General features: G+C 62.6%; 25 protein-coding genes. 2 read left to right on the forward strand and 23 right to left on the reverse strand.

What is annotated here, in order from left to right; genetic code table 11:
- Nucleotides 1-31: 31 nt before the first annotated feature.
- From nagZ to SB822_RS19975, 22 genes are all read right to left on the reverse strand, one after another.
- Complete coding sequence (nagZ, locus tag SB822_RS19870; RefSeq protein WP_090835767.1) at nucleotides 32-1,063, reverse strand: beta-N-acetylhexosaminidase; 1,032 nt, start codon at nucleotides 1,061-1,063, stop codon at nucleotides 32-34.
- Between the two features lie 58 nt (nucleotides 1,064-1,121).
- Nucleotides 1,122-1,529, reverse strand: coding sequence for a holo-ACP synthase (gene acpS, locus SB822_RS19875; protein WP_079500000.1), 408 nt, complete (start codon nucleotides 1,527-1,529; stop codon nucleotides 1,122-1,124).
- Nucleotides 1,530-1,577: 48 nt separating this feature from the next.
- Nucleotides 1,578-2,342, reverse strand: coding sequence for a pyridoxine 5'-phosphate synthase (gene pdxJ / locus SB822_RS19880; protein ID WP_007741074.1), 765 nt, complete (start codon nucleotides 2,340-2,342; stop codon nucleotides 1,578-1,580).
- Nucleotides 2,339-3,343: a DNA repair protein RecO gene (gene recO, locus SB822_RS19885; RefSeq protein WP_090835768.1), complete on the reverse strand. Its 1,005-nt coding sequence runs from the start codon at nucleotides 3,341-3,343 to the stop codon at nucleotides 2,339-2,341. Before recO ends, pdxJ begins: the two co-directional genes overlap by 4 nt.
- Complete coding sequence (gene era, locus SB822_RS19890) at nucleotides 3,330-4,229, reverse strand: GTPase Era (RefSeq protein WP_009770784.1); 900 nt, start codon at nucleotides 4,227-4,229, stop codon at nucleotides 3,330-3,332. Before era ends, recO begins: the two co-directional genes overlap by 14 nt.
- 64 nt (nucleotides 4,230-4,293) lie before the next feature.
- Nucleotides 4,294-5,574: a ribonuclease III gene (gene rnc / locus SB822_RS19895; RefSeq protein WP_090835769.1), complete on the reverse strand. Its 1,281-nt coding sequence runs from the start codon at nucleotides 5,572-5,574 to the stop codon at nucleotides 4,294-4,296.
- A 184-nt stretch (nucleotides 5,575-5,758) separates the two neighbouring features.
- A complete protein-coding gene (lepB, locus tag SB822_RS19900; RefSeq protein WP_007734561.1) occupies nucleotides 5,759-6,652 on the reverse strand; it encodes a signal peptidase I in 894 nt (297 codons plus the stop codon).
- Nucleotides 6,653-6,671: 19 nt separating this feature from the next.
- Nucleotides 6,672-8,465, reverse strand: coding sequence for a translation elongation factor 4 (gene lepA, locus SB822_RS19905; protein WP_103153671.1), 1,794 nt, complete (start codon nucleotides 8,463-8,465; stop codon nucleotides 6,672-6,674).
- Between the two features lie 186 nt (nucleotides 8,466-8,651).
- A complete protein-coding gene (locus SB822_RS19910; RefSeq protein ID WP_090835772.1) occupies nucleotides 8,652-8,921 on the reverse strand; it encodes a glutaredoxin family protein in 270 nt (89 codons plus the stop codon).
- A gap of 5 nt (nucleotides 8,922-8,926) precedes the next feature.
- Nucleotides 8,927-10,459: a DegQ family serine endoprotease gene (locus SB822_RS19915; RefSeq protein WP_090835773.1), complete on the reverse strand. Its 1,533-nt coding sequence runs from the start codon at nucleotides 10,457-10,459 to the stop codon at nucleotides 8,927-8,929.
- Between the two features lie 19 nt (nucleotides 10,460-10,478).
- Nucleotides 10,479-11,519 carry a MucB/RseB C-terminal domain-containing protein gene (locus SB822_RS19920; RefSeq protein ID WP_079500006.1) on the reverse strand — a complete coding sequence of 347 codons (1,041 nt, stop codon included), beginning with the start codon at nucleotides 11,517-11,519 and terminating at the stop codon, nucleotides 10,479-10,481.
- 4 nt (nucleotides 11,520-11,523) lie between these two features.
- Nucleotides 11,524-12,159 carry a sigma-E factor negative regulatory protein gene (locus SB822_RS19925; RefSeq protein ID WP_090835774.1) on the reverse strand — a complete coding sequence of 212 codons (636 nt, stop codon included), beginning with the start codon at nucleotides 12,157-12,159 and terminating at the stop codon, nucleotides 11,524-11,526.
- A 100-nt stretch (nucleotides 12,160-12,259) separates the two neighbouring features.
- Nucleotides 12,260-12,859, reverse strand: coding sequence for an RNA polymerase sigma factor RpoE (rpoE, locus tag SB822_RS19930; protein WP_007734577.1), 600 nt, complete (start codon nucleotides 12,857-12,859; stop codon nucleotides 12,260-12,262).
- Nucleotides 12,860-12,994: 135 nt separating this feature from the next.
- Nucleotides 12,995-13,426 (reverse strand): protein YgfX, encoded by a 432-nt coding sequence (locus SB822_RS19935; RefSeq protein ID WP_322789365.1) that lies wholly within the window; start codon nucleotides 13,424-13,426, stop codon nucleotides 12,995-12,997.
- Between the two features lie 58 nt (nucleotides 13,427-13,484).
- Nucleotides 13,485-14,723 carry a beta-ketoacyl-ACP synthase II gene (gene fabF / locus SB822_RS19940; RefSeq protein WP_090835775.1) on the reverse strand — a complete coding sequence of 413 codons (1,239 nt, stop codon included), beginning with the start codon at nucleotides 14,721-14,723 and terminating at the stop codon, nucleotides 13,485-13,487.
- Nucleotides 14,724-15,078: 355 nt separating this feature from the next.
- Nucleotides 15,079-15,318, reverse strand: coding sequence for an acyl carrier protein (gene acpP, locus SB822_RS19945; RefSeq protein ID WP_004197638.1), 240 nt, complete (start codon nucleotides 15,316-15,318; stop codon nucleotides 15,079-15,081).
- Nucleotides 15,319-15,467: 149 nt separating this feature from the next.
- On the reverse strand, nucleotides 15,468-16,217 hold the full coding sequence (gene fabG, locus SB822_RS19950) for a 3-oxoacyl-ACP reductase FabG (RefSeq protein WP_009770780.1): 750 nt from the start codon (nucleotides 16,215-16,217) through the stop codon (nucleotides 15,468-15,470).
- 66 nt (nucleotides 16,218-16,283) lie between these two features.
- On the reverse strand, nucleotides 16,284-17,216 hold the full coding sequence (gene fabD, locus SB822_RS19955; RefSeq protein ID WP_090835776.1) for an ACP S-malonyltransferase: 933 nt from the start codon (nucleotides 17,214-17,216) through the stop codon (nucleotides 16,284-16,286).
- Between the two features lie 95 nt (nucleotides 17,217-17,311).
- Nucleotides 17,312-18,301 (reverse strand): beta-ketoacyl-ACP synthase III, encoded by a 990-nt coding sequence (locus tag SB822_RS19960; RefSeq protein WP_090835777.1) that lies wholly within the window; start codon nucleotides 18,299-18,301, stop codon nucleotides 17,312-17,314.
- Nucleotides 18,301-19,431, reverse strand: a complete 1,131-nt coding sequence (gene plsX / locus SB822_RS19965; protein ID WP_079484735.1) for a phosphate acyltransferase PlsX — start codon at nucleotides 19,429-19,431, stop codon at nucleotides 18,301-18,303. The genes SB822_RS19960 and plsX overlap by 1 nt, the downstream gene beginning before the upstream one ends.
- A gap of 136 nt (nucleotides 19,432-19,567) precedes the next feature.
- Complete coding sequence (rpmF, locus tag SB822_RS19970) at nucleotides 19,568-19,747, reverse strand: 50S ribosomal protein L32 (RefSeq protein ID WP_007741736.1); 180 nt, start codon at nucleotides 19,745-19,747, stop codon at nucleotides 19,568-19,570.
- A gap of 113 nt (nucleotides 19,748-19,860) precedes the next feature.
- Nucleotides 19,861-20,499, reverse strand: a complete 639-nt coding sequence (locus tag SB822_RS19975) for a DUF177 domain-containing protein (RefSeq protein ID WP_079484732.1) — start codon at nucleotides 20,497-20,499, stop codon at nucleotides 19,861-19,863.
- 252 nt (nucleotides 20,500-20,751) lie between these two features.
- Between SB822_RS19975 and SB822_RS19980 the strand changes: the two genes are divergently transcribed.
- Both SB822_RS19980 and SB822_RS19985 read left to right on the forward strand, forming a co-directional pair.
- Nucleotides 20,752-21,369 carry a Maf-like protein gene (locus tag SB822_RS19980; RefSeq protein WP_007741742.1) on the forward strand — a complete coding sequence of 206 codons (618 nt, stop codon included), beginning with the start codon at nucleotides 20,752-20,754 and terminating at the stop codon, nucleotides 21,367-21,369.
- Nucleotides 21,366-22,085: an SAM-dependent methyltransferase gene (locus SB822_RS19985; protein ID WP_090835778.1), complete on the forward strand. Its 720-nt coding sequence runs from the start codon at nucleotides 21,366-21,368 to the stop codon at nucleotides 22,083-22,085. The genes SB822_RS19980 and SB822_RS19985 overlap by 4 nt, the downstream gene beginning before the upstream one ends.
- A 51-nt stretch (nucleotides 22,086-22,136) precedes the next feature.
- Here the strand turns inward: SB822_RS19985 and SB822_RS19990 are convergent, their stop codons facing one another.
- Entirely contained in the window at nucleotides 22,137-23,150 is a 1,014-nt protein-coding gene (locus tag SB822_RS19990; RefSeq protein ID WP_007741746.1) for a S49 family peptidase, read from the reverse strand.
- Nucleotides 23,151-23,179: the final 29 nt, after the last annotated feature.

The raw sequence follows: 23,179 nt of genomic DNA on the forward strand, positions 1-23,179 counted from the left end.
GTCCTTTTTTATTTCGACCGCGAGGTGAAGATCAGCCCGCGAACGCCTCGCGCAACAACGCCTGCGCTTGCTGATACTGCGGCTCGTCCATCAGTTGCGCCCACGATAGCGCGTCGCCGCGCGGCCGCATCCGTTCGAGACGCTGCCTCGATTCCTCCGACGGCATAAAGCGCAGCGCGTCGAGCACCTTGCCCGCCTCGTCGGGCTGATTGCAGATCAGCACCATATCGATACCCGCTTCGAGCGCGGCCGTCGCGGCTTGCGTCAGCGTGCCGCCCTGGCGCGCGGCTTCCATCGACAGATCGTCGCTGAAAATCGCGCCCTCGAAGCCGAGCTTCGTGCGCAGAATGTCCTGAATCCACACGCGCGAGAAACCCGCCGGCTTGCTGTCGACCTTCGGGTAAATCACATGCCCCGGCAGCACCGACGCAAGCGACAAGCCGAGCCAGTCGTACGGCGTGACGTCTTCGCCAAGAATCTCGTCGAGCGTGCGTTCGTCGACGGGCACGGCGACGTGCGAATCCGCCGACGCAAACCCGTGCCCCGGAAAATGCTTGCCGCAGTTCGCCATGCCCGCAAGCGCGAGCCCGTGATTGAGGCTCTTCGCGAGCATCGTCACGACGCGCGGATCGCGATGGAATGCACGGTCGCCGATCACCTGCGAATGGCCGTAGTTCAGATCGAGCACGGGCGTGAAGCTCATGTCGATACCGCACGCGCGCAGCTCGGACGCAAGCACGTAGCCGACGGCCGTCGTCACCTTGGTCGCGCGCAGCACGTCGTCGTCCCACAGCGTGCCGAGCTTGCCCATTGCGGGCAACACCGTGAAGCCGTCGGTGCGAAAGCGCTGCACGCGGCCGCCTTCGTGATCGACGGCGATCAGCAGATCGTCGCGTATGTTGCGGATCGCATCCGTCAGCGCGACGAGTTGCGTGCGGCTCTCGAAGTGGCGCGCGAACAGGATCACGCCGCCGGTCATCGGATGTGCGAGGCGGCGCTCGTCGTCGGCGTTCAAGGTCTTGCCGACGACGTCGAGCATCACCGGGCCAGGAGTCAGTTTCATCGGGTTCGTGAAGGAAAAAGGAAGAACGCGGCGCAGTGTTCGCGCCGCGTCGAAAGAATCAGGCAGAGGGGTCAGCAGTCTCGGCGATCACGAATGAAACCGCGTAATCGCGCTCATCGGACAAAGTCACTTTCGACGTGATGCCGCGCTCGGCCAGCCAGTCGGCGAGTTCGCCCGACGCGACGCACATCGGACGGCCGCTCGGTTCGTTCAGCGTCTGCAGTGCGCGCCACGTCATCGGCCAGCGCATGCCGAGTCCGATCGCTTTCGAGAACGCTTCCTTGACGGAGAAGCGCGTCGCGAGAAACGCGAGGCCACGCACCTGCGAGCGTGCATTGCGCGCGTGATAAATGCGCAGCTCATCGGGGCCGAGCACTTTCTCGGCGAAGCGTCCGTTGGTGCGCTCCATCACCGCCGCGACGCGGCTCACCTGAACGACGTCGGTGCCAATCCCGTAGATCGCCATACGTGTACCGTCGCTATCCGTTGTGTGCGTTGTGTGTGCCGTGCTTCGTCAGGCGCGCGCTGCGAGACGCGCGGCGACCATGATCGCCTTCATCTCGCGCACAGCGTTGTCCCAGCCCGCGAAGATCGCATGCGCGACGATCGCGTGGCCGATGTTCAGTTCGACGATGCCTTCGATCGCCGCAATCTGCTGGACGTTTGTGTAATGCAGGCCGTGACCCGCGTTGACCTTCAGTCCCAGCGACGCGCCGAACTCGACGCCGCGTACGATGCGCTCGTACTCGCGCTGCTGTTCGCTCGCGTCGTGCACTTCCGCGTAAGCGCCCGTGTGCAATTCGATCACGGGCGCGCCCGCTTCGTGCGCGGCGCGAATCTGCGCTTCGTCGGCATCGATGAAGAGCGACACGCGCGAGCCGGCGTCAGCCAGTTGCTTGCAGGCGGCACGCACCGCCTCGAAGTGCCCGACGACGTCGAGGCCGCCTTCCGTCGTGAGTTCCTGGCGCTTTTCCGGCACGAGACACACGTCGTGCGGCTGCACTTCGCATGCGATGTCGAGCATTTCCTGCGTCACCGCGCATTCGAGGTTCATGCGCGTCTTCAGTTGCGAGCGCAGCGCGCGCACGTCGGCATCGACGATATGACGGCGGTCTTCGCGCAGATGCAGCGTGATCGCGTCGGCGCCCGCCTCTTCAGCCTGCAACGCGGCGCGGATCGGATCGGGATAGGACGTGCCGCGCACATTTCGCAGCGTAGCGACGTGATCGATGTTCACGCCGAGGTCGATCACAGTCGGAGAAGTCAGAAAGAAGCTCATAGATTCTGCAGGTCGATCAGGATCTGGCGGGTCGCGAGCGGCGTGCCGCCCAGATAGGTGTTGAGCAAAAAGCGCATCAGCGTCTTGCTTTGCGCGACGGTCTGCGCTCGATGGTAATCGTCCTGCTCCATGTCGAGCAAGGTCTGTCCGATGATCACAGGCCAGTTCGAAGGATGCTCGTCGGATGCTTCGCGCACGCCGCGCTCGGGATCGAACACGTAGCGGCCTTCAGGCACCACGGCCTTGCGCGCCACCGTGCGATTGAGCGACATCGCGTAGCCGGTTTCGCGCAGCAACACGCGCTCGAACGAACGCAGCACCTGCACGGGCGGTTCGTCGTGCGCAAGGCGCGTCAGCGTGACGACGTAGTGATGGAACAGTTGCGGATGCGGATCTTCGCGCGCGAGAAACTTGACGAGCAATTCGTTCACGTAGAAGCCGCACAACAGCGCGTCGCCGGCGAGCGGCAACATGCCGCCGACCCACTCGGCGCCCGTCAGCGTGCGCATCTCGGACTTGCCGGACCATGCAAGCGATAACGGCTGGAATGTCTGCAGCACGCCGCGCAGCGCGGAATGCGGACGCTTCGCGCCCTTCGCGACGAGGGCAATGCGGCCGTGATCGCGCGACAGCACGTCGACGATCAGGCTCGTCTCGCGATAGGGATAGCTATGCAGCACGAACGCTGGCTGCTCGGAGATACGGAAGTCGGATGCTGGCGCACGCGGCACGCGCGACGTCGAACGACGGCCTGATGTCTTGCGCAGCGCGGCTTCGGCGTGATCGCCGCCTTCGCCGAAGTCATCGCCGTCCTGGCGCGATGCGCTGCGTTTCGTCGAACGTGCGGGACGCGCCGGCTTTGCGCGGGGCGGCGGCGCGAACGAAGCCGGCTGCTCGTCGTGAGCGGAGGCGTCGTCGGAATCGGCGTCGGGTTGTGTTTCGTTCGGCGGCGTCATCCACGCGTCAGATTGGGTGTCCGGTGCGCCGTCATTCGTAACCATAGGCGCGGAGTCCGGCTTCATTGTCGGCCCAGCCACTCTTCACCTTGATGAACGTCTCGAGATACACGGGGCCGTCGAACAGCTTCTCCATGTCGAGGCGCGCTTCCGTACTGATCTGCTTCAGCTTCGCGCCCTTCTGGCCGATGATCATCGCCTTGTGCATATCGCGCTCGACGAGGATCGTCGCGAAAATGCGGCGCAAGCGCCCTTCCGTCTCGAACTTGTCGATCAGCACCGTGCTCGTGTACGGCAGTTCGTCGCCTGTCCAGCGGAACACTTTCTCGCGCAGGATTTCGGCGGCGAGGAAGCGCTCACTGCGATCGGTCAGATCGTCTTCGCCGTAGATCGGCTGGCCTTCGGGCAGATACGGCTTGACGGTCGCCAGCAGGCGCTTGATGTCGTCGGGATTCTTCGCCGACAGCGGCACGATTTCCTTGAACTCGCGCAGCGCGCTCATCTGCTGCATGAACGGGAACAGCGAATCCTTGTCGTTTACGCGGTCGAGCTTGTTCGCGATGAGCAGCGTCGGCGCGGATTTCGGGATCAGGTCCAGCACCTTCTGGTCGTCGGGGCCGAAGCGGCCGGCTTCGATCACGAACAGCACGGCATCGACGGAAGACAGCGTCGATGTCACCGCGCGATTCAGCGAGCGGTTCAACGCGCTGCTGTGACGCGTCTGGAAGCCGGGGGTGTCGACGAACACGTACTGCGCGTCGTCGATCGTGTTGATGCCCGTGATGCGATGGCGGGTCGTCTGCGCCTTGCGCGACGTGATGCTGACTTTCTGGCCGACGAGCGCGTTCATCAGCGTCGACTTGCCGACGTTCGGGCGGCCGACGATTGCGACCATGCCGCAGCGAAAACCAGTGGGAGTGGGAGCGTTCATATTCGTACTACGGCAGGTTCGTGTGGACGCGCGTCAGGTCGAGCGCATCCACGTCGTATAGCGTTCAATGACCGGCATCGGCCACGCGGGTGTGCACCGCGCCGGCGACGCCGGGTTCGAGATCGCCCGCGCTTGCGCCGGGAGCGGCCTCGCGGGCGCGCGACGCGGTTTTGTCCGCGCCGCGAGTGTTGGTGTCGGGTTTTTCGGCGTGCTTTTCCGCAGATTTGTCGGCGGGTTTGTCCGACGCCTTGTCAGCCGATTTTTCGACAGGCTTCTCAGGCGTCTTTTCCACTGCACGCGCCGGCGTGTCGGGCTTGTCCTGGCTTTGGCGCTCTGCCGGACGGTCGGCCAGTTTCAATACCGTTTCCGGTTTGTCTGCCACGCGCGTGGCGCGCTCGGCCTTGTCGCCGCTCGCGGATTCCTGGCTGTACTCGACATGCGCCGCGCGTATGACCGCGAGCGGCGCCGCCGCAGCCACCTGTCCCGCCGACGGCACCTCGGGCGTCACCGGCTTCGCCTCGGCGGCGCGTGAGGCTCTATCTGACCTGCGCGTATCGGGCGCACGCAGATCGAGCGCCGCCTGAACGCCTGTCACGCCCGGCACGATTTCGGACTCGGCCTGCTTGGCCGCGCGCGCGCTCTTCGAGCGCTTCGGCTTGGCCACCATGGCGGGCGCCGCCGCCATCACCTCGTCGAGCGCCTTCTTCGCCGCGGCCTGCTCGGCAGCACGACGGCTCGCGCCTGAACCGGAAACCTTTACGTCCAGCTTCGGCACGGTGCACTCGACTTCGAACTGCTGATTGTGCGCCGCACCATGCGTGGCGACGACGGTATAAGTCGGCAACGGAATCTTGTGGCCTTGCAGATACTCTTGCAGCAAGGTCTTGGCATCCTTGCCGAGGGTGCGTGGGTCGATGTGATCGAGAATCGGCACGTACAGGCGCTTGATGACCGTCTGAGCCGCGTCGAACCCGCTATCGAGAAAGATCGCGCCCAGAATGGCTTCCAGCGTGTCAGCGAGAATCGACGGGCGGCGGAAACCGCCGCTGCGCAATTCGCCTTCGCCGAGCCGCAGGCTCTCGGAAATATTCAGGGCCTGAGCAATCTCGTACAGCGACTGTTGCTTGACCAGATTCGCGCGAACGCGGGACAGATCACCCTCGTCCAGCTTCCCGAAACGTTGGAACAAAAGCGCAGCCACCGCGCAATTCAGAACGGAGTCGCCGAGAAATTCCAGCCGCTCGTTATGCGTGGCACTGTGACTGCGGTGAGTTAAAGCCTGACGCAACAATTCCGCATTGCGAAATTCGTAGCGCAAACGGCTTTCCAACGGAGATAGGGGCATGTGCAGAGTATAACGCGGGCGCACCACGGGGCGGAGAGTGTGAGCCTCGCAGCCCCGGCGCCGAAAAAGCGTGTTGTAGCGACGTTACCGCGCGTTGTTAAAGTAGCGTGATAACACGTCGCGCTCGATGCGCGACGTGTTGCGCGGGTTCAGCGCGCATCGTCTTGCGATGCGCGAGTGGCGATCAATGGAAGCCGCCGATGCGTTTCAAATTGCTGAAGTTCATCCAGATGAAGAACGCGCGACCGACGATGTTCTTGTCCGGTGCGAAGCCCCAATAGCGGCTGTCGGCACTGTTGTCGCGGTTGTCGCCCATCATGAAGTAGTTACCCGGCGGCACCTTGCACGTGACACCGCGTGCGTCGTACTTGCAGTTATCTCGATAAGGGAAGTCTTCCGCGCCGACGATGAACGGCGGCACGGCCGGGTTATTGAGAATGCGGTTCTTGCGCCCGTCGAGGTCTTCTTCGAACTGCTTTGCGTAGCCGATGCGCTCTTCATCGAAGTAATCGGGCAGCGGTGTTTCGGGCACGGGCTTGCCGTTGATCGTGAGCTGCTTGTCCTCGTACGAGACGACGTCGCCAGGCAGGCCGATCACGCGCTTGATATAGTCGACCGATTCATCCTTCGGATAGCGGAACACGACGACATCGCCACGTTGCAGCGGACGGCCTTCCGTGACCTTCGTATTCGTGATGGGCAGACGGATGCCGTAATCAAACTTGTTGACGAGGATGAAGTCGCCGACGAGCAGCGTCGGCACCATCGAACCAGACGGAATCTTGAACGGCTCGACGACGAACGAACGCACGACGAACACGACGAGAATCACCGGGAAAAAACTCGCCGTGTATTCGAGCCACCACGGCTGGCGAAGCTTTTCGTCACGCAGGCGCGCGCGTGTGGCGGGCGCATTCTCATCGGCGAAGCGTTCGCCGACGCGTGCCTGCTGATTGTCGAACTCGGCGACGGCGGCTTCCGCCGCGCGGCGCCGCTTTGGCAGGAAAACCAGTTTGTCCGCGACCCATGCCACGCCCGTAAAGATCACGAGCACAAAAAGAATCAGCGCAAAATTCATAAGGTTCCAGTTCTTAGTCTTATTTGTCTTCGACGCGCAGAATCGCGAGGAAAGCCTCTTGCGGAATCTCGACGGAGCCGACCTGCTTCATCCGCTTCTTACCTTCCTTCTGCTTTTCCAACAGCTTCTTCTTACGCGTAATGTCGCCGCCGTAGCACTTTGCCAGAACGTTCTTACGAAGTGCTTTGATGTTCTCGCGCGCAATGATGTGCGCGCCGATGGTTGCCTGGATGGCGACGTCATACATTTGACGCGGAATGATTTCACGCATCTTCGCAGCGACTTCGCGGCCGCGATATTGGCTCTGAGAACGGTGAACGATCACCGACAACGCGTCGACCTTGTCGCCGTTGATCAGCATGTCGACCTTCACGACGTCCGACGCGCGATATTCCTTGAACTCGTAGTCCATCGACGCGTAGCCGCGCGACACCGACTTCAACCGGTCAAAGAAGTCGAGCACGATTTCGCCCATCGGGATCTCGTACGTCAGCTGAACCTGGCGGCCGTGGTACTGCATGTTGATCTGCGAGCCGCGCTTTTGCGTGCACAGCGTAATCACCGCGCCGACATAGTCTTGCGGCATGTACAGGTTCACGGTGACGATCGGCTCGCGCACTTCTTCGATCTTCGACGGGTCCGGCATCTTCGCCGGATTCTCGACCGTCATGATCGAGCCGTCACGCTGCACGACTTCATAGACCACGGTCGGCGCGGTGGTGATCAGATCCATGTCGAACTCGCGCTCCAGCCGCTCCTGGACGATCTCCATGTGCAACAGACCGAGGAAGCCGCAACGGAAACCGAAGCCGAGCGCCTGGGACACTTCCGGCTCGTACATCAGCGAAGCGTCGTTGAGCTTGAGTTTTTCCAGCGATTCGCGCAGCGCGTCGTACTGGTTCGCTTCAACGGGGTAGAGACCGGCGAACACCTGCGGCTTCACTTCCTTGAAGCCGGGCAGCGGTTCGGCTGCCGGACGCTTGACGATGGTGACGGTGTCGCCGACCTTCGCCGCCGTCAGTTCCTTGATGCCGGCGATGATGAAACCCACCTGCCCTGCCGACAGCTCTTCCAGATTCTTCGATTTCGGCGTGAACACGCCGACGTGTTCGACGGGATATTCGGCGCCCGTCGCCATCATCCGGATCTTGTCTTTCGGACGCAGCGTACCGTTGACGATACGCACCAGCATCACGACGCCGACGTAGTTATCGAACCACGAGTCGATGATCAGCGCCTGCAGCGGCTCGTCCGTGCTGCCCTTCGGCGGTGGCACTTTCGCGATCAGCGCTTCGAGCACATCCTGGACGCCCAAGCCCGTCTTCGCGCTGCAATGCGTGGCGTCGGTGGCGTCGATGCCGATCACGTCTTCGATCTCGGTGATTGCGTTTTCGGGGTTCGCGGCCGGCAGGTCGATCTTGTTGAGCACGGGCACAACTTCCACGCCCAGTTCGATGGCCGTGTAGCAGTTGGCGACCGTTTGCGCCTCGACGCCCTGACTCGCGTCGACGACCAGCAGCGCGCCTTCACACGCGGAGAGCGAACGGCTGACTTCGTACGAGAAGTCGACGTGCCCGGGCGTGTCGATCATGTTCAGGTTGTACAGCTTGCCGTCGCGCGCGCGGTACGACAGCGCGGCAGTTTGTGCCTTGATGGTGATGCCACGCTCGCGTTCGAGGTCCATCGAGTCGAGGACCTGCGATTCCATCTCGCGGTCCGACAGACCGCCGCAAAGCTGGATGATGCGATCGGCGAGCGTCGACTTGCCATGGTCGATGTGCGCAATGATCGAAAAGTTACGAATATGATCCATTCAGTGCCGATCAAGCGAAAAAGGCGCGCTCTGACGATAGCGGAGCACGCCTTGTAAGTAAGTGAAAAACCTATCTATTTTAGCCGAAAAGGGGGTCGGCGGGCGGGACTTACGGGTAGCGGGCGTTATTCGTGCTATCTGGCCGCCCGCTTTCGGCCTGCAGGTTCGATAGCGCGTCGGCTGTGTTCACCGTGGCGGCGTTGCGTGATGCCCCGCCAGCGCCACACGGACCCGCGCTTCGTCGAGATGGTAATGACACAACTCGACGCCCTCATGAACCAGCACGGGAACCCAATCGTTGTAGCGCGCTTCGAGCGAAGGATCGGCGTCGATGTCGATCACTTCGAGTTGCGCGCCGAACTCTGCCAGCAAAGGCGCGAGCGCGGCGCGCATGTCGTCGCAGAGGTGGCACCACGCGCGTCCGTAGAGCGTGAGCGATGCCACCGCGTTGACCACGTCGCTTACTTCTGCGGCGCGCGCGGGCGAACGGGCACGAACTGCGTGTTTTCGCCGCGACGGACCAGCAGCGCGACCATCTTCGACGGGTCGAGATGCGCAGTCACTTCGTCGAACTGCTTCGCGCTCGTGACGTCCGTGTCGCCGACACGCAGAATGATATCGCCGCGCTGCAGGCCGACACGCGCGGCCGGACCGTCGACGGCATCGACCTGGACGCCGTTGCGCAGCTTGAGCGTCTTCATCTGGTCGGCCGGAATGTCGCTGACGGCCACGCCCAGCGCGTTCGATGCGCGCGGCTTCGGCGTCGGCGCCTTCTTCGGGTCGACCTTCGCCGTCTTGTCGGGCTGCATTTCGGCCACAGTCACAGGCAATTCGCGCGTCTGGCCCTTGCGCCACAGCGTGATCGTCGCCTTCGTGCCCGGCTTGGTGTCACCGACCATGCGCGGCAGGTCGGTCGCCGTATCCACATTGTGGCCGTTGAACTTCAGGATGATGTCACCCGGCTGCACGCCAGCCTTATCCGCCGGACCGCCCGGCTCGACGCTGCTGACGAGCGCGCCCTGCGCTTTCGGCAGACCGAGCGAATCGGCCACGTCCTTCGTCACTTCGCCGATCGCGACGGCAATCCGGCCACGTGTAACCTTGCCCGACGTTTTCAGCTGCTCGGCCACGCGCATCGCTTCGTCGATGGGAATCGCGAACGAGATGCCCATGAAACCGCCCGTGCGGCTATAAATCTGCGAGTTGATACCGATCACCTCGCCCTGCATGTTGATCAGCGGGCCGCCCGAGTTGCCGGGATTCACGGCGACGTCGGTCTGGATGAACGGCAGATAGTCGCCCGTGTCGCGCCCCTTCGCGCTGACGATACCCGCAGTCACCGTGTTCTCGAGACCGAACGGCGAACCGATCGCGACGACCCATTCGCCGACGCGCACCTTGTTCGAATCGCCGATCGGCACGGTCGGCAGATTCGTCGCGTTGATCTTCACGACGGCCACGTCCGTGCGGTCGTCGACGCCAATCAGCTTGGCCTTGAACTCGCGCTTGTCGGTGAGCGTGACGTAAATCGTGTCCGCGTCATCGATCACGTGCGCGTTGGTCATCACGTAGCCATCCGCCGACAGGATGAAGCCCGAGCCGACGCCGCTGTTCTGCTCGGAATCGCTGCCGCCGCTATCCGGCGCCTGGTCCTGGTCGCTGTTGCCGCCACGCGGCGAATTCGGAGAATTCGGCGTACCCGGCGATTGCGGCGACTGCGGCGACTGCGGGGAGTTAGGCATCGGAATGCCGAAGAAACGCCGGAAAAACTCCGACATGTCGCCGTCGTCCATGCCGGGCGGCAAGCCCCGCGTGGTATTGGTGACGCGCGCCGTGGTGCGGATGTTGACGACGGCCGGCCCGACCTTGTCGACCAGATCGGTGAAATCGGGCAGATTGGCAGCAGGCGCCGCCGACGCCGCATGCGGCGCGAGGGGCAGGCAAGCCACCAGTACTGCGGCCGCGAAGAATTTGCGCACCGAAAGAATCGTCATGTCGTAGGGGACCGAAGGATTACCTGGAAGGCTTGTATTCTATGGCAGCCGCAAATTGCTGCAACGTGGTCTGAGGCACTTCCCCGAGCAAGGTGATCCAGAAATCGCCGCGCCGCTTGACCAGCACGTGCGTCGCGCCGCTACTTCCCGCGCCTTCCTTGCGGGTGCTCTTTTCGACCGGCTCGACGAAGATCGAAATCGCGGCGAGACCGTCAGAGAACACCATCTGGTCGACGGGAATGGGCGGATTGGATGGATCGTGCGCCGCCATCGGCCGGCGCAGCTCGCGAATCTTGCGGAAACCCGCGACGGGAGACGTGACCTGCCAGCCCTGCGCTTCCATATCGACAGGCTCGACGGGCGGGCGTACCACCGTCCAGCCCGACGTGTTTTTAATACCGCTGGCGATCGGCGCCTTGTCCACGGGCACACCGATGCGAATCTGCGAAAACGACATCTGCTCGAGCACCTGACCGCTCGGGTCGAGCGTCTGCGCGCGTAGCAGCAGCCCCGTTTTCGTATCGGCCCACAGCTTGTAGGCGAAGCGGTTCGCGTCTTTCGGATCGAGTTCGATGACCTGGCTGTCGACGCCCGCCACGCGGTCCGTGCCTAGCATCTTCGGCTCGTAGACGGTCAGGACCTGCTCGCCGCTCGCCGACATCAGCGCCGGGAACGAGTCCTTGTTCTGCCGTTTTTCGACGACGCACAGATGCCGCTCCGGCACGAACGTGTACAGCTCGTCGTTGTGGCGCAGGATCTTGCGCGGCGCGCCGTCGAGGCTTTCGAGCGATTCGAACTCGCCGTCGTTACGCGTCGCGTAGTGGGCAATACGCGACGACTGCACGAAGTTGCCGCGCTGATAGAGGAACGTGCCTTCGTAGTTCTGCTGCTGCGCAGCCTGATGAACCCGGTTCAACAGTTCCGCCGCGCTGTGCCGGGTGGCAGAGTCGTCGGTTTGCGCGTAGGTGCGCGACGTGGCGGACAACATCACGGCTGCACAGAACAGAAATGCCGGCAGCCGCCCCCAGATAGTCGTTTTTTTCAACCGCAGACTCTGCATCAGACTAGTGGCCCTGCGTGGTCAGAGAAGCCGCGCGGAGCAACGGCATCGAACCCGATACAACGGGTTGAAGGCCGAACTGTTGATGCGCTTCCAGATATTGGTCGAGGCTCGCGTCACGGATGATGTTGCCGTCCGATCCATTGGCTTGAGCCGTGGTCGCGGCGGGCATCGAGGCCATCGCCACGCGCTGCACCGAGTCCCCATGCGGCGCCACCGAGGCGACCTGCGTCACGCCCGTACCGACGCCCGAGAGCTGCGGCATCACGATCCACGTCAGCGTCGCGGCGGCAGCCGCCACAGCGAACGCCGGGATCACCCGGCGGCGCAGCGCCAGCAGACGGCGCGTTGCCGGCACGGAAATCGGCGCCAGCACATGCGCCTCGCTTTCGAAGCGGGCCGCGAAACCGTTCAGAAACGCGCTGCTCGTTGCCGGGCTGACGGCCAGATCGTCGGAACGCAGTGCGTCCCCGATCAGGTGATAGCACGACCATGTCGCGCAGTCTTCACGACCCAGCGCGGCCAGAATTGTGTTTGGATGCTCGCCGTCGAGCAGTTCGCCGTCGACAAAAGCCGACAGACGCTCGCCTTGCGAGTTCGCTTGCGCATTCGATTGCATTGGCATCGAAACCGACCCCATGATGCTCCCCATCTTTACAGACACCCCGTAGTGACACCACTTAACCCAGAGACTGCGCCGCTGTCCGCGAGGACCGGCTGGCTGCTGTGTCGAACAGCTGCTACCAGCGCTTGCCTTCGGGTGTGTCAAGCAGCGGACGCAATTTTGCCGCAATGGCCTCACGAGCGCGGAAAATTCTTGATCTGACGGTGCCGATCGGGCAACCCATCATTTCAGCGATTTCCTCGTAGCTCAGACCTTCAATTTCACGAAGAGTTATGGCGGTGCGCAGTTCTTCCGGTAAAACCGCCATCGCAGCATTGACAGTCTCAGCGATCTGTTTGCTCATCAACATCGACTCGGGCGTGTTGATATCCCTTAGTTGGTCGGCGTCCGAGAAAGTTTCAGCTTCTTCTGCATCTGCTTCCGTCGAAGTGGGCGCTCGCCGGCCCTGGGTCGCAAGGTAATTCTTGGCCGTGTTGACGGCAATCCGGTACAACCACGTATAGAACGCGGACTCGCCGCGGAATTGGGGCAGCGCCCGGTATGCCTTGATGAAGGCATCCTGGGCCACATCCTCGACCTCAGCGGGATCCCGCACGAGGCGCGAGATCAGGCGGATGATCTTGCGGTGGTACTTGGCGACCAGCAGCTCGAACGCGGCCTTGTCGCCATTCTGGACGCGCTCAACCAGCACCTGATCTATTTCTTTTTCGCTCACCTGATAAATCCGTTAACTTTTGCGCGTGTAGCGGGGCACCATTGTAGCGTCCCCTCCACCGCGGCACGTTACGCCCGTAACAGCCGTTACAGTCTTTACAGCCAAGGCGCCCGGCCCGCCCCGCCAGGCCCGCGTTCAGACGTGCGCGCTGTGTCTCGCCAGTACGGCGATCTCGCGAAAAGCGCCGCGCCCGGCCATGTCGGCCGCGATCAGAAGCCGATGCAGCTTACCGCCATCTTCCTTGAGCCACAGCATCAGCAGGCTGTCGCTCCACTGGCTGCATCCAACGATACGGCCCTGAGCGCGTAATATTCCCGCCCGGTTCCAGACAGACAGTCCTTCCGGCCCGATTTTAAGGGCGCCCGGCTGATTGCGCGCATGACGGGCCGCTGACGCCGCCAGAATCGCGAACACGGCCGCGGCACCCACAACCGTCCAGGCAACGCCGAAGCGAGGCGCAATCGTCATGCAGACAGCCGCCACGGCAAAAGCGATGAAAAGAGCCGTCGCCAGATACAACGCGGCGGACCGCCGCAACGCTATGCGCTGCGAGGGTCCGCCGTTCACTGCGGTATCGGAAGCATGCGCCGACGTAGCCGGCAGCGACGCTATCGCCGTCAAATGCTTAGAAGCGCTTGAAAACCAGCGTGCCGTTCGTGCCGCCGAACCCGAACGAGTTCTTCAGCGCGACATCGATCTTCATCTCCCGCGCGGTGTTCGCGCAGTAGTCGAGATCGCATTCCGGGTCCTGGTTGAAGATGTTGATGGTCGGCGGCGACACCTGATGATGCACGGCCAGCACCGTGAACACCGACTCCAGGCCGCCCGCGCCACCCAACAGGTGACCCGTCATCGACTTCGTAGAGTTCACGACGATCTTCTTCGAGTGATCGCCGAATGCGCGCTTGATGCCCGTGGTTTCAGCCAGGTCGCCAAGCGGCGTCGACGTGCCGTGCGCGTTCAGGTAGTTCACCGAGTCAGGGTTAACGCCCGCGTTTTTCATCGCCGCGAGCATGCAGCGGCGTGCGCCGTCGCCGTCTTCCAACGGCGCCGTCATGTGATACGCGTCGCCACTCATGCCGTAGCCGCTGACTTCCGCGTAGATCTTCGCGCCGCGCGCCTTCGCGTGTTCGTACTCTTCGAGCACCATCACGCCCGCGCCCTCGCCGAGCACGAAACCGTCGCGGTCCTTGTCCCACGGACGGCTCGCCGTCGCCGGATCATCGTTACGCTGCGACAGCGCGCGCGCCGCCGCAAAGCCGCCGATACCCAGCGGCGAAACGGTCGATTCCGCGCCGCCCGCGATCATCACGTCGGCGTCGCCGTATTCGATCAGGCGCGAGGCCTCGCCGATGCAATGCAGACCCGTCGTGCATGCCGTCACCATCGACAGGTTCGGGCCCTTGAGACCGAATTTGATCGACAGATGGCCGGAGATCATGTTGATAATCGACGCAGGCACGAAGAACGGCGAAATACGGCGCGGGCCGCGGTTCAGCAGTTCCGTTTGCGTGACTTCGATCATCGGCAGGCCGCCGATGCCCGAACCGACCACCACGCCGACACGCTCCGCGTTCGCTTCGGTGATTTCGAGCCCGCTGTCCTTCATCGCCTGGAAGCCTGCAGCCACGCCGTAGTGGATGAACGTATCCATGTGGCGCGCTTCCTTGGCGGGGATGTAGTCTTCGATATTGAAGCCTTTCACCTCGCCGGCAAAACGCGTGGAGAAGTTCGACGCGTCGAACTTCGTGACGTTGGCGATGCCGGACTTGCCGGCGACCAGATTGGCCCAGCCGTCGGCAACATTATTGCCAACAGGCGAAATAAGCCCCAGGCCTGTAACAACAACACGACGACGGCTCACGGTAACCCCTTTTCCATAGATGACAAAACAAAAGCCACAGCAGCGTACAGGAAAGTGCCCTGTGAGCCCTGTGGCTGTTTAACCTGACGATCGCGCTGACCAGGGCGCTGACGAATACGCTGACCGGTGCACTGGCGGTGACGCCAGAACATGCACCAGTAAGCGCAATGGCGAAAGAGCCGACCTTTGCTGCATCGGCCAGTGCGCCTTGAACGACGCCGTCAGGCTTGCGCGCATGCGCATCGGCATTGACGCCTGCCCTCGTTGCACCGACGGGCGGCGCGACAGGGCCGCCGGTACGACGGACGCTGCGTTTTTCACAGCAGCCGAAGCAACCGGCCAGGCGCGAATGGCCTTAGGCCTTGACGTTAGCGCGAGCGTAGTCGATCGCTTGCTGAACCGTCGTGATCTTCTCGGCTTCTTCATCCGGAATTTCCATGCCGAATTCGTCTTCGAGAGCCATCACCAGCTCGACCGTGTCGAGCGAGTCAGCGCCGAGGTCGTTCACGAACGATGCTTCGTTCTTGATTTCCGCTTCGGCAACACCGAGTTGTTCTGCAACGATCTTCTTGACGCGCTGTTCGATATTGTCCATTACCCCTCCAAGGGAAAAAAGTTCATAAATACAGGTGCGCGCATTTTATCAGGTTTGCATCTGTAAAAAAGCGACGCACAAGGTTGCTGTAGAGCCGTTTAAATCCGCACTTCGAATGGCTTCAAGGCGCGGATAGTAACCGAATTCGATTACGACATATACATGCCGCCGTTCACGTGCAACGTCGTGCCGGTGATATAACCGGCCTGCGGCGATGCGAGGAACGTCACGGCGTGTGCGATATCTTCCGGGCTGCCGAGACGGCCGAGCGGAATCTGCGCCTTCAGCGCGGTTTGCTGTTCTTCGGGCAGCGTCTTGGTCATGTCGGTGTCGATGAAACCCGGCGCGACACAGTTCACCGTGATGCCGCGGCTGCCAATTTCACGAGCGAGCGCACGCGTCATGCCCGCCACGCCCGCTTTCGCTGCGGCGTAGTTCACCTGCCCAGGATTGCCCGCCGAACCGACCACCGACGTGATGTTGATGATGCGGCCGCCGCGCGCCTTCATCATCGGGCGCAGCACTGCGCGCGACAGACGGAACACCGACTTCAGGTTCGTGTCGATGACGGCGTCCCAGTCGTCGTCCTTCATGCGCATCGCGAGTTGGTCTTGCGTGATGCCCGCGTTGTTCACCAGCACGTTGAGCACGCCGAATTCCTTCACCGTGCCGTCGATCAGCGCTTCGGCCGCCGCCGCGTCGTTGACGTTGAGCACTGCGCCGCGGCCGTTCAGACCTTCGGCCTTGAACGCTTCCGTGATCGCATTCGCGCCGCTTTCGCTCGTTGCCGTGCCGATCACCGTCGCGCCCTGACGCGCGAGTTCGATCGCGATTGCGCGGCCGATGCCACGCGAAGCGCCCGTTACGATCGCAATCTGTTTATCGAGAGTCTTTTCCATCGTAGCTTTCCACAGTGCCCTGCACATGCAGGGCTGTTCAATTCTTTGCTGCCTTCAACCAGACGTTCAGGCCGTGACGACTTTTACCACTTCGTCTAGCGAAGCCGGATCGACGATCGACGCGCCGACCAGATTGCCGTCGATACGCTTGGTCAACCCCGCGAGCACCTTGCCCGGACCGCATTCGATCACGTGCGTAACGCCCTGCTTGCCGATCGACTGCACGCATTCGACCCAGCGCACAGCGCCGGCCGCCTGACGTACCAGCGCATCCTTGATGCCAGCCGGCTCGTTGACGATGGCCACATCGACGTTATTGACGACGGGAATGGACGGCACCTGCACGTCGACGCTCGCCAGATACTCGCGCAGCTGATCCGACGCGGGCTTGAGCAGCGACGAATGGAACGGCGCGGATACGGGCAGCGGCAGCGCGCGTTTCGCGCCCTTCGCCTTGGCGACTTCGCACGCCTTCTCAACGGCCGCCTTGTGACCCGCGATCACGACCTGCGCGGGCGCATTGAAGTTGACGGCTTCGACGACACCCGCCACGGATGCTTCCTTGCACACTTCGCGCACGGTGTCATCGTCGAGGCCGAGAATCGCGGCCATGCCGCCCTGACCGACGGGCACCGCGTTCTGCATCGCCTGCGCGCGGAAACGCACGAGCGGCACAGCGTCGCGGAACTTCAGCGCGCCAGCGGCGACGAGCGCCGTGTATTCGCCCAGGCTATGGCCGGCCACGATTGTAGGCGCAGGACCGCCTGCCGCCTGCCATGCGCGAAAGATCGCGTAAGCAGCCGTCAGCATCACAGGTTGGGTATTGGTGGTGAGGTTCAGGTCTTCGGCCGGGCCTTCGGCGATCAGCTTGCCGAGGTCCTGGTCGAGCGCGTCGGACGCTTCCTGGAGGGTTTCGCGCACGATCGCATTGTCGGCGAACGCGTTGAGCATGCCGACCGACTGCGAGCCCTGCCCCGGAAAAACGAACGCAAATTTCATATCGTCCCCAATTCGATGAGTTCAAATGTGCGTGACGCGCACACGACGTGCGCTGCCACTTGAGGCGGCGCTCCAGGCGCCGCCGCGCGCGGTCGTCAGAAACGGATGACCGACGCGCCCCATGTAAAGCCGCCGCCGACGCCTTCGATCAGCACGTTATGGCCGCGCTGGATGCGTCCGTCGCGAACGGCCACGTCGAGCGCGAGCGGAATCGACGCCGCCGACGTATTGCCGTGCTCGTGCACGGTGACGACCATCCGCTCCTGCGGCAGGCCGAGCTTGCGGCACGTGCTCTGCATGATGCGGATATTGGCCTGGTGCGGAATCAGCCAGTCCACCTGCTCGGGCTTGAGATCCGCCTTCTGCAGCGCTTCGACCGCGACTTTCTCGAGCACGTTGACGGCGAGCTTGAACACCGCCTGACCGTCCATGTGCAGGAACGCACTGCCTTGCACGATGCCGCCGTTCACATTGCCCGGCGTGCAAAGGATGTTCGAATGGCTGCCGTCAGCGTGCAACGCGCTCGACAGCACGCCCGGCTCGTCCGACGCCTGCAGCACGACAGCGCCCGCGCCGTCGCCAAACAGCACGCAGGTGGTACGGTCGTTGAAATCGAGGATGCGTGAGAACGTTTCAGCACCGACCACCAGCGCAGTACGATGTTGCCCGCTTCGGATGAAACTGTCAGCCGTCGCAACGGCATAGGCAAAACCTGAGCACACGGCCTGCACGTCAAAGGCGGCGCCATGATTCTTGATGCCCAGCTTGTTCTGCAGCAGACATGCCGTGCTCGGAAACACGAAGTCCGGCGTCGACGTGGCGACGATGATGAGGTCGATAGATTGCGGATCGACGTCGGCCGCTTCGATCGCGCGTTGCGACGCGAACAGCGCGAGGTCGCTGGTAGTGACATCAGGTTCGGCGAAGTGACGCGCATGGATGCCCGTGCGGGCCACGATCCATTCGTCGCTCGTCTCGACGCCTTGCTTCGCGAGACGATCAGCCAGTTCCTGATTGGAAACGCGGTTGGGCGGCAGATAGCTGCCCGTGCCCAGCACGCGGGAATAGGTAGTGGATTGAGCCATTATGTCTTCGAGGATTGTGCGCTGTAGGGCTCGGCCGGCTGTCCGGACACCGGACCCGCGATCGGGCTCGCCATCTGGCTCGCGGAGCCCGCGCCGCCGGCCTCGTGTTTCGCCTGTTCGAGTGAACCCGCGTTCTCCTCCATCGCGCGGGCAAGACGTTCGAGAACGCCATTTTTGACGGCATCATACCCGCGTTTGATGGCCCACTCAAACGCGTAGGCGTCAGCCGAGCCGTGGCTCTTGATCACGAGCCCGCGCAGGCCGAGCAACGCGGCGCCGTTGTATTGCCGGTGATCGACGCGTTTCTTGAAACGCAGCAGCACGGGCAGCGCCAGCACCGCCATCACCTTGGTCAGCCACGAACGGCCGAATTCTTCCTTGATTATGTCGGACAGCATCTGCGCGAGCCCTTCCGACGTCTTCAGCGCAACGTTACCGACGAAGCCATCGCAGACGATCACGTCGACGGTGCCTTTGTAGATATCGTTGCCTTCCACGTTGCCGCGGAAATTAAGCGTACTGCTACGCAGCAGTTCGCCCGCACGTTTGATCGTTTCGTTGCCCTTGATGACCTCTTCGCCGATATTCAGGAGCCCGATGCTCGGACGCTCCTTGCCTTCGACGGCAGAAACCAGCGCGTGCCCCATCTCCGCGAACTGCAGCAGATGCTGCGGCTCGCAATCGACGTTCGCGCCGAGGTCGAGCATCGTCGTGTAGCCGGTGGGATTGGGCAAGGCAAACGCGATCGCCGGACGTTCGATGCCCGGAAGCGTTTTAAGGACATAGCGGGAAACGGCCATCAGCGCGCCGGTGTTGCCGGCGGAGACGCAGGCCTGCGCCTCGTCGTCCTTGACGCGGTTGAGCGCCACGCGCATCGACGAGTCCTTCTTCTTGCGAAGCGCGACTTCGACGGGATCGTCCATGGCGACGATCTCGGACGCGGGTACGACCGTGAGTGCCGGATTGTCGGACGCCTTCAGCTTCTTCAACTGAGCACGAATCGCGCTTTCGATGCCGACGAGCATCAGGTGCGCATCGGGGTGCGAGCGAACGAAGTTGACGGCAGCGGGAACGGTCACGGACGGGCCGTGGTCGCCTCCCATGCAATCTATCGTGAGCTTTACAGTCATGGAATGCGACGAATTTCAGGCACAAAAAAGCGGCAGTTGAATGCCGCCTTTTTGATGAACCGGGAAAATGTCAAGCGAGCCGATCGCCACGCGAAATACCAATGGGTCAGACCCAAAGGAGCGCGATGCTGGACGATTAGTCGTTCTTCGTCTTGACGACTTTCTTGCCGCGATAGTAGCCGTTCGGGCTGACGTGGTGACGCAGATGCACTTCACCCGTGCTCGGCTCAACAGCCAGCGGCGCGGCGTTGAGGAAATCGTGCGAGCGGTGCATGCCGCGCTTCGACGGCGACTTCTTGTTTTGTTGAACTGCCATGATAACTCCTGAAAATTTTCCGAATTCTAACACAGCCCGGCACGGCAACCGCCATAGGCCACGTGGCTAAACCATCGTGCCCGGCGCGCCCTGTCGCGCTCCCATGCAACTGTTCAGTGCTTCTTGTCGCCGGATTCGCCCGATTTCAGGCCTTCGAGCGCCGCGAAAGGGTTCGGCCGCTTGGGTTCTTCACCCTCTTCAGCTTCGCCCTCGACGGCCTCTTCGCCTTCCTGCCCGCTTGCGCCCGAGGTGAGACTCTCGTGCACTTCGGGACAGGCATCGTGCTTCGGCACGAGCGGCAACGAAAGCAGCAATTCCTCTTCGATCAAGTCGACAAGATCGAACTGGCGTGACCCAACGATCACATCGACTTCATCCTCGTCCAGAGGAAACTCTTCAGCTTCCTCATCCGTATTGACGATCCGGTAAGTCGCATCGACGTTGAATGCCTGCTCGTACGGAGACAGGCAACGCTGACATTCGAGCCATGCGGCGCCGTGAATCGCAAGCCTCAGATACGGCTGCGGACCCTCGGTGCCGTCGTCCTGCAATTCCGGCTGCGTCGTCCCCTCGGCTTGCCAGGTGAACGCGGTATCGCGGTCTGGCGCTCCCTGCGGGACTTCGTTTAACATGCGCGGCAGTTGCGAGACGCGCACGGTACCCGCGGCCTGACGTCCACTGCGGGCAAATTCGAACAGGTCGAGTGCACGCGGGTCGACGAGACCAGCAGGTTTGCCAGGATGTTGAGTCATGTGCGCTCCTGCGTCGGCAAGGATTTCAGCCGGGTAAGTCGTTATGCGTCGTTTTGGTGGCGCTGGAAGACGGTCTGGATGTCACCAGGACGCCTATCCGGTGCGCCATTCGGCAAAGCATACCGATGAAAAGCCCAAAATCATATCCGTTTTGTCTTTTCGAGTCAAACACTTAAGGCCACGCGCGCGAGCGCGTTCGCGCCCCGCCTTTTCACCTTCAGTTTTACCTACAGATCAAGGTTCTTTTCCAGCATGCCGGATTCCTTCAAACGCCCGCCCCGCCTGATTCTGGCGTCGAGTTCGCCGTATCGGCGCGAACTGCTCGAACGGTTACGCATTCCGTTTGACGTCGCCGTGCCTGCCATCGACGAGGCGCCGCTCGCGGGTGAAACGCCGGAAGCGACGGCACTGCGCCTCGCGCAGGCGAAAGCGCGCGCCGTCGCAGCCGGACTGGCCGCCGGCGAGCGAGCACTCGTGATCGGCTCGGATCAGGTCGCGACCTATGACGGCCATCAGATCGGCAAGCCCGGCACGCATGAAAAAGCGCTCGCGCAACTGCAAGGCATGCGCGGCCGCGAAGTGCTTTTCCACAGCGCGCTGTGCCTGTTCGACAGCCGTTCGGGCGACGCGCAAACCATCGACGTGGTCACGCACGTGCGCTTTCGCGATCTGCCCGACGCCGCGCTCGACGCCTACCTGCGCGCTGAGACACCGTACGACTGCGCGGGCAGCGCAAAAGCGGAAGGCCTCGGCATCGCGCTACTGGACGCGATCGAATCCGACGATCCCACGGCGCTGATCGGCCTGCCGCTGATCGCGCTCACGCGCATGCTGCTCGCTGCCGGCTACCCACTACTGGAGGTGCGATGAGCGGCGTTCTCTATCTGATCCCGAACACGCTCGGCGACGGCGACGCCGCCGCGCTGGACGCCGTCCTGCCCGCGCCCGTTCGCGCTCGCGCGGCTGCCCTGCACTATTACATAGGCGAAAACGCGAAAACCACGCGCGCATTCCTGAAGAAAGTCGGCACGGAACGGCCTATCCAGGAAATCGAGATTCGCGAACTGAACGTCAACACGCCCGCGGGCGAAATCGACAAGTTGCTGGCGCCCGTCCTTGCGGGGACGGATGCCGGGCTAGTGTCCGAGGCCGGCTGCCCGGCCGTCGCCGATCCGGGCGCAATGCTCGTGCGGCGCGCACATGAGCGCGGCGTGAAGGTGGTGCCGTTCGTCGGCCCGAGTTCGATCCTGCTCGCGCTGATGGCGTCTGGATTGAACGGCCAGAGCTTTGCGTTTCACGGCTACCTGCCCGTCGACGCGAACGAGCGCGCGAAACGCCTGCGGGACCTCGAGCAGCAGTCGCGTAAAGGCAAGCAGACGCAGATTTTCATCGAGACGCCCTACCGGAATCGCGCGTTGCTCGACACGCTGATCGCGACCTGCGCGCCGTCGACGCTAGTTTGCGTCGCCGTCGATCTGACACTGCAAAGTGAAACCATCGTGAGCCGGACGGTTGCCGACTGGAAGAAAAAGCCGGGGCTGGATCTCCACAAGCGCCCAGCGATCTTTCTGATTCTGGCGGCCTGAGCCTGGGAAAGCGGTGGCCTACCAAGTCCCAGGCCACCGCCCGATAACGCCCTATCGCAAATTCAACCGGCCGATCGCTGCCATCGCGTGCACGGCGCCGCCGCCGACTGCCGCGCCGAACTTGCGCGCAACGCGGTCGGTGATGCTCTCCTTCACCGTGTAGTCGACCACATCAGGCGCCTTGATGATTTCGCGCGCGACGTAATCTGTGTCGCCGAAGCCGTCCGCGAGGCCCAGCTCGACGCTCTTTGCACCTGTCCAGAAAAGACCGGAGAAGATATCCGGCGATTCCTGAAGGCGCTTGCCGCGCCCCTGCTTGACGGCATCAATGAACTGGGCGTGGATCTCGTCCAGCATCGCTTGCGCATGTTGATCCATCTTCGGCGTATCGGGCGAGAACGGATCGTAAAAGCCCTTGTTCTCACCCGAGGTGCGCATCCTGCGCTGAATGCCCAGCTTGTCCATCAAGCCGGTGAAACCGAAGCCATCCATCAGCACGCCAATCGAACCGACGATGCTCGCCTTATCCACGTAAATCTTGTCAGCAGCCGCCGCAGCGTAATAGCCACCCGACGCGCACATGTCGCTGACAACGACGTAAAGCGGAATAGACGGATATTTAGCGCGCAATCGGCGAATTTCGCGGTAGATGATCCCAGCCTGAACGGGACTGCCGCCCGGGCTGTTGCAACGCAGGACCACACCCGCCGTGCCTGCGTCGTCGAATGCGCTCGCTAGTGCCGCGTCGACATCTTCCGCGTTCGCGTTAGTATCGGATGCGATCTCGCCTTCAAGTGTCACGAGTGCCGTATGGCGGCCGCTGGTGGTCGCGACCTTCTCTCCGCTGAGATCCAGCACAGCCCACGCAATCAGGACCAGCACACCGAGGAACAGGAAACGAAAAAAGATGCGCCAGCGTCGCGCCGCGCGTTGCTCGTTGACGGCTGCCAGCGCAATCCGTTCGAGCGCGGCGCGCTCCCAGTTCGGCTCGTCGGCGGGCACCCGGCGCGGCTCTCGGCTCGTTGCGGCCGGTTCGTTCGGATCGGGAGTCAAATTATCGGACATGCGTTGCCGCCGGAGAAAACGAGGTTTCG

This window comes from Paraburkholderia sp. SIMBA_054 (assembly GCF_046534875.1).
Lineage (GTDB): Bacteria > Pseudomonadota > Gammaproteobacteria > Burkholderiales > Burkholderiaceae > Paraburkholderia > Paraburkholderia hospita.

Excerpts from the sequence above, each read along its gene's own strand:
- nagZ (WP_090835767.1), bottom strand. The coding sequence starts at position 1,063 with ATGAAACTGACTCCTGGCCCGGTGATGCTCGACGTCGTCGGCAAGACC.
- acpS (WP_079500000.1), bottom strand. The coding sequence starts at position 1,529 with ATGGCGATCTACGGGATTGGCACCGACGTCGTTCAGGTGAGCCGCGTC.
- pdxJ (WP_007741074.1), bottom strand. The coding sequence starts at position 2,342 with ATGAGCTTCTTTCTGACTTCTCCGACTGTGATCGACCTCGGCGTGAAC.
- recO (WP_090835768.1), bottom strand. The coding sequence starts at position 3,343 with ATGGTTACGAATGACGGCGCACCGGACACCCAATCTGACGCGTGGATG.
- era (WP_009770784.1), bottom strand. The coding sequence starts at position 4,229 with ATGAACGCTCCCACTCCCACTGGTTTTCGCTGCGGCATGGTCGCAATC.
- rnc (WP_090835769.1), bottom strand. The coding sequence starts at position 5,574 with ATGCCCCTATCTCCGTTGGAAAGCCGTTTGCGCTACGAATTTCGCAAT.
- lepB (WP_007734561.1), bottom strand. The coding sequence starts at position 6,652 with ATGAATTTTGCGCTGATTCTTTTTGTGCTCGTGATCTTTACGGGCGTG.
- lepA (WP_103153671.1), bottom strand. The coding sequence starts at position 8,465 with ATGGATCATATTCGTAACTTTTCGATCATTGCGCACATCGACCATGGC.
- SB822_RS19915 (WP_090835773.1), bottom strand. The coding sequence starts at position 10,459 with ATGACGATTCTTTCGGTGCGCAAATTCTTCGCGGCCGCAGTACTGGTG.
- SB822_RS19920 (WP_079500006.1), bottom strand. The coding sequence starts at position 11,519 with ATGCAGAGTCTGCGGTTGAAAAAAACGACTATCTGGGGGCGGCTGCCG.
- SB822_RS19925 (WP_090835774.1), bottom strand. The coding sequence starts at position 12,159 with ATGGGGTCGGTTTCGATGCCAATGCAATCGAATGCGCAAGCGAACTCG.
- acpP (WP_004197638.1), bottom strand. The coding sequence starts at position 15,318 with ATGGACAATATCGAACAGCGCGTCAAGAAGATCGTTGCAGAACAACTC.
- fabG (WP_009770780.1), bottom strand. The coding sequence starts at position 16,217 with ATGGAAAAGACTCTCGATAAACAGATTGCGATCGTAACGGGCGCTTCG.
- fabD (WP_090835776.1), bottom strand. The coding sequence starts at position 17,216 with ATGAAATTTGCGTTCGTTTTTCCGGGGCAGGGCTCGCAGTCGGTCGGC.
- SB822_RS19960 (WP_090835777.1), bottom strand. The coding sequence starts at position 18,301 with ATGGCTCAATCCACTACCTATTCCCGCGTGCTGGGCACGGGCAGCTAT.
- plsX (WP_079484735.1), bottom strand. The coding sequence starts at position 19,431 with ATGACTGTAAAGCTCACGATAGATTGCATGGGAGGCGACCACGGCCCG.
- rpmF (WP_007741736.1), bottom strand. The coding sequence starts at position 19,747 with ATGGCAGTTCAACAAAACAAGAAGTCGCCGTCGAAGCGCGGCATGCAC.
- SB822_RS19975 (WP_079484732.1), bottom strand. The coding sequence starts at position 20,499 with ATGACTCAACATCCTGGCAAACCTGCTGGTCTCGTCGACCCGCGTGCA.
- SB822_RS19980 (WP_007741742.1), top strand. The coding sequence starts at position 20,752 with ATGCCGGATTCCTTCAAACGCCCGCCCCGCCTGATTCTGGCGTCGAGT.
- SB822_RS19985 (WP_090835778.1), top strand. The coding sequence starts at position 21,366 with ATGAGCGGCGTTCTCTATCTGATCCCGAACACGCTCGGCGACGGCGAC.
- SB822_RS19990 (WP_007741746.1), bottom strand. The coding sequence starts at position 23,150 with ATGTCCGATAATTTGACTCCCGATCCGAACGAACCGGCCGCAACGAGC.